The 12,917-nt window shown below is 44.7% G+C and carries 7 protein-coding genes and 1 tRNA gene; 1 reads left to right on the top strand and 7 read right to left on the bottom strand.

Annotated elements, in window-relative coordinates:
• Positions 1-350: DUF883 family protein (locus B7X71_RS06655; RefSeq protein WP_363926781.1), on the top strand; the 350-nt coding region annotated here is incomplete at its 5' end.
• A 541-nt stretch (positions 351-891) separates the two neighbouring features.
• On the opposite strand, the gene B7X71_RS06650 is transcribed toward B7X71_RS06655, so the two are convergent.
• The 7 genes from B7X71_RS06650 to B7X71_RS06620 all read right to left on the bottom strand — a co-directional run bounded on the left by B7X71_RS06650 (position 892) and on the right by B7X71_RS06620 (position 12,767).
• On the bottom strand, positions 892-1,803 hold the full coding sequence (locus B7X71_RS06650) for a tyrosine-protein phosphatase (RefSeq protein WP_293600385.1): 912 nt from the start codon (positions 1,801-1,803) through the stop codon (positions 892-894).
• Between the two features lie 53 nt (positions 1,804-1,856).
• Positions 1,857-3,839, bottom strand: a complete 1,983-nt coding sequence (locus tag B7X71_RS06645) for a TIGR03768 family metallophosphoesterase (protein WP_293598149.1) — start codon at positions 3,837-3,839, stop codon at positions 1,857-1,859.
• Between the two features lie 536 nt (positions 3,840-4,375).
• The gene (gene ppc / locus B7X71_RS06640; protein WP_293598150.1) at positions 4,376-7,162 is read right to left on the bottom strand and encodes a phosphoenolpyruvate carboxylase; all 2,787 of its coding nucleotides are present in this window, start codon (positions 7,160-7,162) and stop codon (positions 4,376-4,378) included.
• Between the two features lie 288 nt (positions 7,163-7,450).
• A tRNA-Ile gene (locus B7X71_RS06635) sits at positions 7,451-7,527 on the bottom strand.
• Between the two features lie 13 nt (positions 7,528-7,540).
• Positions 7,541-10,117 carry an RNA polymerase sigma factor RpoD gene (gene rpoD / locus B7X71_RS06630; RefSeq protein ID WP_293598151.1) on the bottom strand — a complete coding sequence of 859 codons (2,577 nt, stop codon included), beginning with the start codon at positions 10,115-10,117 and terminating at the stop codon, positions 7,541-7,543.
• Between the two features lie 224 nt (positions 10,118-10,341).
• Positions 10,342-12,291 (bottom strand): DNA primase, encoded by a 1,950-nt coding sequence (gene dnaG, locus B7X71_RS06625; RefSeq protein ID WP_293599253.1) that lies wholly within the window; start codon positions 12,289-12,291, stop codon positions 10,342-10,344.
• 29 nt (positions 12,292-12,320) lie between these two features.
• Positions 12,321-12,767 carry a GatB/YqeY domain-containing protein gene (locus B7X71_RS06620; RefSeq protein ID WP_293599254.1) on the bottom strand — a complete coding sequence of 149 codons (447 nt, stop codon included), beginning with the start codon at positions 12,765-12,767 and terminating at the stop codon, positions 12,321-12,323.
• Positions 12,768-12,917: the final 150 nt, after the last annotated feature.

Below are 12,917 nucleotides of genomic sequence, written 5' to 3'. Positions count from 1 at the left end.
TTAAGTGGAGAATTATTATGAATAAATTAGATAAAGTTATAACCAAAGCTTCTACGACAGTTTCCAAACAATTTATTGGAGAATTCAAAGCGCTCATGGCAGATGCCGAGGCATTGATTGAAGCTACCGAGGGACATGCAGATGACGAAATCAAAAAAATTCGCTCAAAAGCTTTAAAAACCCTTGCAGGTGCGAAGGAAAGTATTGCAGACTTTGAAGATGTACTTACGGATAAAGCTAAAGCCGCTGCTAAGGGTGCAGATCACTTTGTCCATCGCAACCCTTGGGAGTCAGTTGCAGTTGCTGCTGGACTAGGATTAATCGTCGGTTTATTTATTCGTCGCCCCTAAGAGTGCATGACCCAAGAAAATTTATTGTCTTCAGCTTAGATATTCGGCCTTAGCACCATGAAGCACTAGAATACAAAATAGCCCACTTGTTGGGCTATTCACACTCTTGATGGCCGGGAGCGGAATCGAACCACCAACACAAGGATTTTCAATCTTCCGCTCTACCGATCGTTATTAGCCTAGAGCAGTCCTTGAGTACTTGCTAACCATGGGCAACAAGTAGTTGATTGCTCCAATCCAGGGCTATATATTTATTGGGGTTTAGTGGTGATATTTGCTACACACTGACTACACAATAATAAATAATGACCTAGCGTTCTCACGCTAAGTCATTATTTTTTTGGTGGGCCGCCAGGACTTGAACTTGGGGCCAAAGGATTATGAGATCGGAAGCAAATGAAAGACCTTTATAAAATGGGGTATGCGGGTGGTCAGTATCGATGTACAGTGTTATGTGTTGCGAGTAATGAGATGATAAGGACTGCCAGTCTTTTATGTTCACCGTGTTTTGGCAGAAATCAGCAAATAATATAGGCTATCACTACAAGTCCCTATCGCGCACTAGATAAAGTTTTCGAAGTTGCTCTTGCTGTGCGGTGTTAATGCTTAGGCCTTGCGCAAAATATTCTTCAATCGTGCCATACCGCCGATGCATTTCATCAAATGAGACCTCTAAGTATTTACGCTTTACCCCAAAAAGCGCAGCTGGAATTCCGGAGTCGCCGCCATTAGAAATGAATCTATCGATCTCATTCTGGTGTAAAGGCAATAGATACTCATTACTACGCAAGTAATCAGACAATACTTCTTCTTTAGACACCCCAAGGAGAGTTAGCAAAGCAGCAGTAGCCCAGCCGGTTCTATCCTTACCATTTGTGCAGTGAAAGACTACGGGGACATTAGAGGTGTTCAATAATGATAGAAAGAGGGTTCGATATGACTTTTGAGCACTAGGCAGCAATACAAAATCTCGATAAAGTGCGAAAAAACTGGCCTCAACCCCTTCCACCCCACCCATTTTTTTACTTGCAAGTTTAGGATCTTTAAAAAGTGTATCTATTTGAGCAGGCGTCACGATTAAATTCTCATCCGCCATTACATTGAGCTGAATATATTTAACTCCCGTAGGAATCTTATCTGGCTGCGCAGAGATTTCAGCGGGGGTACGTAAATCAACATCACTCTTCAATTGCAGTTGCTGCAGTTTGATCAAATAATCTTCATCAATACCAAAAAACTCATTAGATCGATAGACCTTTCCTCTTACAACAAATCTTCCATCTAGGGTTGTATACCCACCAAGATCTCGAAGATTTGACAAGCGGTCCATTCCCATATAGATACCCAGGCTTTGTCCCGGCTGTAAAACATCAGAAGGAGCCCCAGCAAATACTGGCAACCCAAAAGATGCACCAAGCAGAACGAAGAGAAATCCAGCTAAAAATTGCTTCAATTTACTAGACATCACAACAGACATCGTCATTAAGCCAAAAACATCATCGTCTCTCATGCAGGAAATCTCTTCTTCAATGCCTCGACCATTGTAGGATTTAGCGACTTGAATAATTCAGCGTTATAAGAAGCGGAATATGGCACTCCTACTACCTCGCCATATCGAATTGAGTCATCAGTAGTGTTGTTCTGTGGCCGCGTTGGATCCATTGAGGAGACTGGAATAACCCCAAAAGCGCGCTCTACATTAGGTGCGTTGGGGCGGATGTCATTTTGAATAATCTGCTGGGCAGCGATTGACATGCGTCTTCCGCTTTCGGCAGGGCTTCCCTCTCGCACGGCAGGATCGATGTTTATAGCGACAATAGAGATTGTGTAATCACTATTTAAGTAAACCTGAAGCGTACGAAATTGTTGTGGAAAGTCATGTAAAGAGCTTGTCTCTATCTGCCAAAAACCATACTCTGGGGGAGCCCCCGGTGGAGACTTAAATGCTTTAATAGCATTTACATGACGATGGCCGGCAAGTAGGCATATTACATTACCATTAGCCTGAATTTCAGAAATTAAATCTGTCAGTGTGATCGCATTATGAAGTTTTGCATTGGGGTCACGTGATGATTCCCACCATTCCATCTCACTACCAATAGGCGCTACAGCAAGCGGCACATGTGATGCAATGATCACCAGCTCATTACGTTTTTGGGAACGCATTAATTCAGCACGCAACCACTTAACACGGGTTGCGCTCAAATATCCGTGACCATGAATGTCGTGACTCTGATCCTTGGGATCCTGTACGTTATCTAGCACTATGATTCGCAGGGGTATGTCTTCCTTTGGCAAGAAGCTATAACAAGAAAATCCAGGCTCTTCGTTGGCGTACAGAGGATCTACCAAATGATACCCATGCCCCTTAGGCAAAGAGCTTGTATTAAAAAATTCTCTGATCCATTCTTTTTTGGTAAGCGAGCGACGATTGAGATTAGCCGAATTCAAAGGCGGTTTACCAAATGTATTGACTGGGCCAGCCCCAATAATTTCTCCGTATTCCGATGCTCCATTAATAGTGCCCATATAAAAGTCTGGTGACTTTAAGTTAGAAGTAGTATCAAAAAGACATGGAAAGTATGGGGACCCTTTAATTGGCTGAAGCATATTGCCAACTGCCCAGATCCGATTGTTGATGTAGGACTCCCGAAGCTTTAAGCTAGGATCCGCATCAACAGCTACACTCCCGATCATGAATAAATCATGATTACCATTTACCTGGAACCAAGGAATATCAGGCGACAATCCAGCGGCTTGAAACGGCTGCTGATATGAAATAGTATCTTGAGAAACATCATTACTAGTATTAGGGTAAATAACTTTTCCATCCAAGATGTCCAAATACCAACGCGTCTCATTGTATTGCGTCGAGTTACAGGTATCCCCCAAAGATAAGCCAAAATCAAAACCGCTAGTGACATGCAAGGCATTTACAGTTTGCACTACAGCATCAAGTACATGGGTGGTTGTTAACATGGTTGGTGAATAGATGGATGTCATAGGGGCACCAAATTCAGAATCTAACTGTTGAAGAGCAATTAGCTGATTACCTGCCTGCTTATCCGTCAAATGAATATCGCTGATAGTAAAAAATGAAGATAGACGATTTACTCGATTAATATTTTTGCCCGTATACTCCACATCCATCAAATCAAAGCGTTGCTGGATTGGTAAACCAGGGCCATAGGTATAGTTACCATAACCGAACTTACTATACTGATCTACGCGATGCAGCTCTGTCGGTGCAAGCCCTTTGCCAGAACCAGGCTGCTTTAATATCTCTGGCATTGAAAATGAGAGCATACGATCAACTGTAGTCTTAACCTCATCTGAAATAGGATATGTGGCTCGCCTTGGAGATGACGCGGAAAAAATGATCCCAGAATAGGACAAGCAAATACTTCCGACCGAATACTTCATGAACATCCGTCGGGATGCAGCGAAGTTCATTGCTGTCTTATCCACTACATCGTCAAGTTTATTCATCTCTATGCAATACCCATCAATTAGCGTCTAAATTTGTTAATAATGAAAATTCATAATCTGCGGTAATTGCTTGTCCCATGAAGCAATCCTCAATAAGACATAAAAGCTGGGCAACGGCTAATTTTATTGCCCAGATTGCTACCTTACATGATGTAAATCAAAAAATAGACCCATATTTTTAATGGTGAGAACAGACTAAGAGCATTGGGGAAGGATTGCCCGTAACCACTGAAAGTGGTCACGCAACACTTACACACCACAATCCAAAAATAGCTAATTGCTCCAATTGCAAGCCATACATCTATTGGGGTTGCATTTGAAGATGTGTGGAGATTGCTTATATACCTCTTGGCACAGAAAGAAAAACGACTTAGGAATTTCTCCCTAAGTCGATAATTTCATTAGTGGGCCCACCAGGACTTGAACCTGGGACCAAAGGATTATGAGAGCAGAAGCCCATGATAGAGCCCCATAAACAGGGGGTCTACGGGTGTTCAGCGTCGATGTGTAAGTAAATGTGTAGTCATTTCTAAAATCTAGCCAGTATTTCTTAGTCCCGCTGCAATTCCATTAATGGCGATATGAATACCCCTTTGCATACGATCATCATGCTTACCTGCACGATAACGACGCACCAATTCAACCTGCAAGTGATGAAGTGGGTCAATATAAGGGAAGCGATTTCGTATAGATCTTGCTAAAGATGGATTCTTAGCCAAACGTACTTTCTCTCCAGTAACTAAGTTCAGAGCTTCAACTGTTTTATTCCACTCAGACTCAATAGCGCCAAAGATCTTCTTGCGTAACTTCACATCAGGAACAAGTTCGCTATAGCGCGATGCAAGAGCTAAATCACTCTTGGCCAAAGCCATATCCATATTCGATAACAAGGTTCTAAAGAAAGGCCACTCTTTGTACATCTTTTGCAGAAGACTCAAGTCAGCCTTTCTATCTGCAGCTTTGTGTTGATTTAAGAATTCCTGAATAGCAGAACCAAAACCATACCAACCGGGAAGCGTTAATCGACACTGGCCCCAACTGAAACCCCAGGGAATGGCGCGAAGGTCCTCAATCCTTTGACTTGCTTTGCGACTTGCGGGACGAGAACCAATATTTAGCTTAGCAATTTCCCGAATGGGTGTCGCATCAAAGAAATACTCCGCAAATCCTGGAGTCTCGTATACCAGACCACGGTAAGCACTCATACTTGCTTGTGAAATTTTTGCTGCTGCCTCTAAGTAGGCCTTACTAGCCTGCTTAGTAGGCTTTAATAATGTGGCCTCTAGTGTGGCTGCTACCAAAGTCTCCAGATTACGCCTACCAATCTCAGGATTGGCATATTTAGATCCAATCACTTCGCCCTGCTCTGTTAAACGAATTTGACCGCGTACTGTTCCAGGGGGCTGGGCTAAGATTGCTTCATAACTGGGTCCTCCCCCACGACCTACTGTGCCACCTCTGCCATGGAATAAGCGAAGCTTTACTCCATGCTTTTGTTCCAAAGGCTCAAACACCTTAACCAAGGCAAGCTCCGCACAATATAACTCCCAATTACTTGTAACAATTCCACCATCCTTATTTGAGTCGGAATAGCCCAACATAATGTCTTGCTCACCACCAGAGTGCTTTACCAAATCTAAGGTGCCAGGTAATGCATAAAACTCTTGCATGATGGGGGCAGCATTACGTAAATCTTCAATCGTTTCAAATAAGGGAACCACGATCAGATCAGCAGATGCTTTTTTACCTAAAACCTCATGCATTAAACCCACTTCCTTTTGAAGCAACAAGACTTCTAATAGGTCGCTGACAGTCTCGGTATGACTAATGATGTAGTGGCGGATAGTCTCATTACCAAATAGCTGCCGCATTTTCTTAGCCATTTCAAAGATGGTAATCTCTGATTCTGCAAAATCAGAATACAAATGCCCAACCACACGAAGTGGTCTTGGGTCTCTTAGTAGCGATAGCAAGAGTTCCCGTTTTTGCTCTTCGGACAGACTAGAGTAATCAGCTTCTATCGATGCGACATGAAGAAGCTCTGCTAAAACAGCTTCATGCATATCTGAGCTTTGACGTAAATCTACGGTAGCTAAATGAAAACCAAAAACTTCAACCGCTCGAATCAAGCCGTGGAGACGACGGTCTGCTAGAGCCTTTGCACCTTGGGATATTAGCGAGGCCTCAATCGTCTTAAGATCAGACAAAAAATCTTGTGCGCTGATATAAGGATTTTGAGGCGCTACAGCATGACGAGCAGCATTTCCCCCTGTTAACATCTTTAAAGTGGCTGCCAGCCGAGAATACATTCCTGTGAGCGCCCTGCGATAAGGCTCATCTTGACGATGTTCATTAGCATCAGGAGAGCTGGCTGCAAGATCTTGCATTTTTTTAGGGAATTTTAAAAGTAATGCGGAGACCGATAAGTCTCTACCCAAGTAGTGCACCTCGGTTAAATAGTGACGCAACACCATTTCGGCCTGTCTTGAAACGGCGTACTCGAGAGTCTTGGCACTGACATTGGGATTACCATCACGATCACCACCAATCCATTGACCCATCTTCAGAAAGCTGGCAACTGAATTTCCAGCAAGAGAATCTTCTAACTGGGCATAGATTTTTGGGATTTCTCTTAAGAATGTTGTCTCGTAATAAGTCAGAGAATTCTCAATCTCATCGGCAACTGTAAGCTTAGTAAATCTTAATAAGCGGGTATGCCAGAGTTGCAATACACGAGCACGAATTTGTTGTTCATTGGCTTTAAGCTCTTTATTGAGCAAGGCATCTTTTTGTGGATTATTTGCTTTAGATGATTCTTTAATCTGATCACGTATAGTCAATAAATTCGCTATGTCTCTCTCAGCTTCCAAAATACTGGTTCTCTGCACTTCGGTTGGATGAGCAGTAAGTACTGGTGAGATTAAGCTTGCCTCTAGCGTTTTAGAAATCATCTTGCTAGTGACGCCTGCAGCGTGTAGTTTTTTCATGGCCATAGGAATACTGCCATCTTGATAGCTGCCATTGCGCTCATATGCTACACGGCGGCGAATATGATGTCTATCCTCGGCTAAATTAGCTAAATGACTAAAGTAAGTGAAAGCCCGAAGCACTTTTACCGCGCTTTCACTAGTTAGCCCTTTAAGAAGTTTGCTCAGCTCGCGATTGGCCTTCTGATTTGAATCGCGATGAAAGGTTACTGATAACTTCCTGACTTGCTCTACCAATCCGTAAACAGACTCACCCTCTTGTTCGCGAACAATATCACCCAGAATTTTTCCTAATAAGCGAATGTCATCAATTAACGGTATTTCAGTATTTTTCAAAAAAGACTCCCACGATAAGCATTAGGATAGCAAGCAATACATTGCGGCAATTTGACGTACTTTTTTTAATGGTGATTCATTTTAAACATTCAATTTAGCTTTTATGGCGTTAGATTAAAGCAGTCCATTAGCAACCATGCCCCACAACCAACAAGTAGTTCATTACTCCAACAGGAGGCCTATACATTTCTTGGGGTTGCACTGGAATATGCGTAGAAATTGCTTACACACTTAGCGGCACAGAAAGAAAAACGACTTAGGAATCTCTCCCTAAGTCGTTGATTTCATTGGTGGGCCCACCAGGACTTGAACCTGGGACCAAAGGATTATGAGTCCTCTGCTCTAACCAACTGAGCTATAGGCCCGTTAGTCTTTGGGTCAATCTTCTTCGAGGAAGGTCTTGAGTTTGTCGCTGCGGCTTGGATGACGCATTTTTCTCAGGGCCTTGGCTTCGATCTGACGAATACGCTCACGTGTCACGTCAAACTGTTTGCCAACTTCTTCGAGAGTATGGTCTGTGCTCATCTCAACACCGAAGCGCATACGCAATACTTTTGCTTCACGTGGTGTTAATGAATCGAGAACATCCTTAACCACATCGCGCATCGAATCATGCAATGCCGCTTCAGCCGGAGCCAAGGTATTGCCATCCTCAATGAAGTCGCCTAAATGAGAATCTTCATCGTCACCAATTGGTGTTTCCATGGAGATTGGCTCTTTAGCAATCTTCATAATCTTGCGAATCTTGTCCTCAGGAATTTCCATCTTGAGTGCCAAGGTTGCGGCATCTGGCTCATGACCAGTTTCTTGCAAGATTTGACGGCTAATACGGTTCATCTTGTTGATCGTCTCAATCATATGAACTGGAATTCGGATCGTACGAGCTTGGTCGGCAATAGAACGGGTAATTGCCTGACGGATCCACCATGTTGCATAAGTAGAGAACTTATAACCACGACGGTATTCAAACTTATCTACCGCCTTCATCAAACCGATATTGCCCTCTTGAATCAAATCCAAGAACTGCAAACCACGGTTGGTGTATTTCTTAGCGATCGAGATTACCAAACGTAAGTTAGCAACCGTCATTTCACGTTTCGCTTCACGTGCGCGCTTCTCGCCAGCGATCATTTGCTTGTTCACTTCTTTTAATTCTGGAAGTGGCAAAACAACACGGGTTTGAATATCAATTAACTTCTGCTGCAGTTCCTGAATCGCTGGAACATTACGTTGCAATAATGCGGTGTATGGCTTGTTCTCTTTGAGTAATTTAGCGGTCCACTCTAAGTTCATAGACATCTTCGGGAAGTCTTTTAATACCTCACCGCGATTGACGCCAACCTTATCTACCAACAAACTCACAATACCGCGCTCGATTTTCCAAACCTGATCAACTTGTGAACGCATGGTGTCACACAACTTCTCAACGCTCTTTGCGGTCAAACGGAAACCAAGCAACTCACCACGGATAGCTTCTTGTGCTTTGATGTAAGCTGGGCAGTTGTAGCCTTCTTTATCAAAAGCACGGCGCATCTTGTCAGCTTGTGTGCGAACAATTGCAAACTTCTCTAAAGAGATTTGTTTTAATTCTTCTAACTGCTTGGCGTTAGCTGTAGCTGCGCCACCGCCGCCACCGCCGCCTTCTTCTTCGCCACCCTCTTCGTCACCCTCTTCAGCATCTGGGTCAACTTCTGGCTCTTCTGGTCCTAGCTTAATATCTTCGGCATTAGGGTCAACCAATCCATCGACGAACTGATCAATCTCCATCTCGCCACTAGCAATCTTGTCTACGTTTGCCAAGATCTCGCCAATCGTGACAGGACAAGCAGCCAAGGCCATTACCATGTCTTTAAGGCCTGCTTCGATCTTCTTCGCAATGACAATCTCGCCTTCACGAGTCAAGAGGTCAACAGTACCCATCTCGCGCATGTACATACGCACTGGATCGGTTGTACGACCGAACTCTGAATCAACGGTAGCTAAAGCGGCTTCCGCCTCTTCTTCCGCCTCTTCTTCAGATGTGGTTGCTGAAGCATTTTCATTGAGCAAGAGTGTTTCAGCATCTGGAGCTTGCTCGTAAACAGTAATATTGATGTCGTTTAAGAGGCTGATCAATGTTTCTAATGCATCCGCATCAGATAACTCGTCTGACATCACGTCATTCATTTCACCATGAGTTAAGTAACCCTTGGACTTACCCATCTTGATCAAGATCTTTAGGCGGGTACGACGTAATTCTTGCTGCTCTTCAGAGCCCAACTGTTGTGCTGCGAATTCTTTTAAGAGCGCTTTTTCTTTTGCCTTACGCTCGCGCGCTTTTTGGCGATCCGTCAATACTGGCTCAGCGCCCTCTACAGGAGCGTCAGCCTTTGGCTTGCGACCTTTCTTTACTTCTTCAGTCGCAACAAGCTCAGCCTCCACCTCAACCGCTTTCGCTTTTTTACCCTTAGTTTCTTTGACTTCCTTTACTTCTTTTACTACTTTCGCTGCCTTAGTTTCTTTCGCAGCCTTCGCTGGCTTTGCCGCCTCAATCTTAGGAGCAACAACAGCCTTACCTTTTGTAGGTGCCTCTACTTTTGCTGCTGGCTTGGTCACAGCCTTAGCCGGGGTCTTGGCTGCTGGCTTAGCTACTTTTGCCGGAGCTTTTGCTTTAGCCGCTGGTTTAGCAGGTGCTTTCGCTGGTGCCTTTGCTTTGGTCGCTGGTTTAGCAGGCGTCTTAGTTTTTGCTACAGGCTTGGCTGCTTTAGCCGGAGCTTTGACTGGCTTAGCAGGAGTCTTAGTTTTTGCTACAGGCTTGGCGGGCGTCTTCGCTTTCGCTACTGGCTTGCTTGCCTTAGTAGGCGCCTTAGCTTTGGTCGCTGGTTTAGCAGGAGCCTTCGCTTTTGTCACTGGTTTAACTGGTGCCTTGGCTTTTGCTGCTGGCTTGGCTGCTGGTTTTTTCTTGGTATTAGGCATTTATTAGCACTTACTCACGTTACTGATGATTGTTCTCGACTGCTTAGGCGCAGCTACTTTATCCACTTGCCCCAAATTTCTTCAAAATAAAGCGCAAGTGGCTGAATTAAATCGGTTTTTTTCTGGGAATAGAGGATTATAGTCGATTGCGACTTTTTTACCCCTTTTCATACTGAAAATATAGGGTAAATTTCGGGTTTTACTAAGGCTAAATCAGAAAATTCTTAGGAGAATTTCAATCTTTCGCCCAGCTCGCGATATCGAGCCCGATCTTGCTCTGTAGCGGTGCTACCAGCAATCTTTTGAGCAATTTCCGTCATTTCCATTTTGAGGTGGGTGAGCTCGAGCTTTTTGAATGCCCCCTCAAGGTCCGCAACTGCACCATCGAGGTCTAAATCTGAACCCATCACCCGTTTTCTCAATACCTCATAGAGCGGAGCTAGCTCACTTCGGGATAACTGCTCTTGGAATAAAGCAAAAGCGCCGGCACCAACTGAGGGTGGCTTGCCATTCTCACCAGGAATCAATTCAATACGATCGCATTGACTCAACAAATCCCTCATCAGCTCCAATGCTTTTTCCGAACGCAACTCAGAGGCCTGCAAGGCAAGCGCCCTTTTGTTGGCATCCAAGGCTTTTCCTAGATGCGGAAACTGAATCAAGACTCGCAACATCTGCTCAGCTAAATCGGTAGGGGCTTGAGGAGGTGGAATATTTTGTACTGGCGCTCTTTTTGCTGAACCTTTAGATGCTTGCCAGGGTGCGCCCTGTGTTCTGTTGCCGCTATTGGCTTGTACGAAGTTGGGTGCACGTTGATTTGTTGCCGCATAAGAACCCAGCTGCACTGGTGCGGGTGCTACCGTTAATCCACAGAAAGACTCTAACTCTGCAGGAGTTGAATTTGTGCGTATAGCCAACTCACGCAAAATTTGCGTACGCAGAGCGATTGGTGGCATTGATAACAGCAAAGGTTTTGCAGCATGGTGTGTTTGCGCTCTACCTTCTGGCGTTGTCAACTCATGATCTTGACTAACAATCTTGAAGAAAAAACTCGAGATCGACATAGCTTCTTTGATGACTTTTTCAAAGGCCGGCGCACCATAGGCGCGGACATAGCTATCGGGATCATGCTCTGTCGGCAAGAATAAGAAACGAATCTCTTTGTCATCCGACATCAATGGAAGACATGCCTCTAATGCACGTTGCGCAGCACGCTGACCAGCAGAGTCGCCATCAAATGAAAACACTACTTTATCTGTTTGGCGCAACAACATGCGCACGTGATTCGCAGTACAGGCTGTGCCCAAAGTTGCTACCGCATTCGGGAAACCTAATTGTGCGAGCGCCACGACATCCATGTAGCCCTCACATACGAGAACATATTCTTGTGAGCGAATGGCTTGTCTTGCTTCGAATAATCCGTACAGCGTATTGCCTTTAGAGAACAGTGGTGTCTCGGGTGAATTTAAATACTTTGGCTCACCTTGATCTAAGATGCGCCCACCAAAGCCAATGGTTTGACCTTTAGGATTACGAATCGGGAACATGATGCGATCGCGAAAGCGATCGTAGCGTCTTGCAGTCTGATTATTGTCAGTCTGCTCACTCTGAATGAGTAATCCTCCTTCAAGCAAAGTCTTTGCCACTTCATCATTAGCATAAGTACCAAAGACTGCTTCAAGACCCTGCCAACCATCAGGCGCATAACCCAATGCATAGCGTTTGGCGATCTCACCAGTCAGGCCGCGCCCCTTGAGATATTCCACTGCACGCGGTGCTGTTTTGAGTTGCTGGCGATACCAATCGGCTGCTGCACTCATGACCTCACTTAAAGCCATGGTCTGCTGTTGACGTGCAACATCATTCGCAGTGCGCTCTTCACGAGGCACATCTAATCCTGCAGAACGAGCCAAGTCTTCAATGGCATCTACATAGCCAAGACCGGAATACTCCATGAGAAAGCTAATCGCAGAGCCGTGCGCCCCACAACCAAAGCAGTGATAGAACTGCTTTGTTGGTGATACTGAAAATGAAGGAGATTTCTCAGAATGAAAGGGGCACAAACCTTGAAAGTTCGCGCCCGCTTTTTTTAGTTTCACTTGCTGCCCAACCACATCGACGATGTCGACACGATTCAATAAATCGGCAATGAAGGATTGGGGTATGAGAGCCATCAGCAGTAGATGAGGCTTAGCTTGCTAACTTACTTAGCCAGCGCCGCTTTTACCAAACCAGAAACTTTACCCATATCGGCTTTACCCGCCAACTGACCTTTAAGCACACCAATGACTTTGCCCATATCTTGCGGACCAGCAGCACCAGTCGATACAACCGCTGCAGCTACCGCTGCTTCGACTTCAGCATCAGACAACTGTGCAGGTAAGTAGTCTTGTAGGATGACCATCTCGGCCGCTTCAATCGCAACTAAATCATCGCGATTGGCTTTTTCAAATTGAGAGATCGAGTCTTTACGCTGCTTAATCATCCTCTCAACAGTAGCAATCACACTCGTATCATCCATCACAATGCGATCATCCACTTCACGCTGTTTGATGGCCGCCAATAAAAGGCGAATCGTTCCAAGGCGCGCCACTTCTTTTGCACGCATGGCGTTTTTCATATCTTCAGTGATTTGATCTTTCAGACTCATGGCATTTTTTCCCGGTATTCAATATCTAATAAATTGCTGGCGATTCAAAAACAAAAACCCGCTGCGTTTCACCGTCAGCGGGTTTCAAAGCCTCTCGGTGAGGAGAGCTTTTAAATTCGATTAGTAAAGCTTTTTAGGCAACATCTGGCT

The sequence above is a fragment of the Polynucleobacter sp. 39-46-10 genome (assembly GCF_002282275.1).
This window is presented reverse-complemented; position numbering and strand designations above follow the sequence as displayed.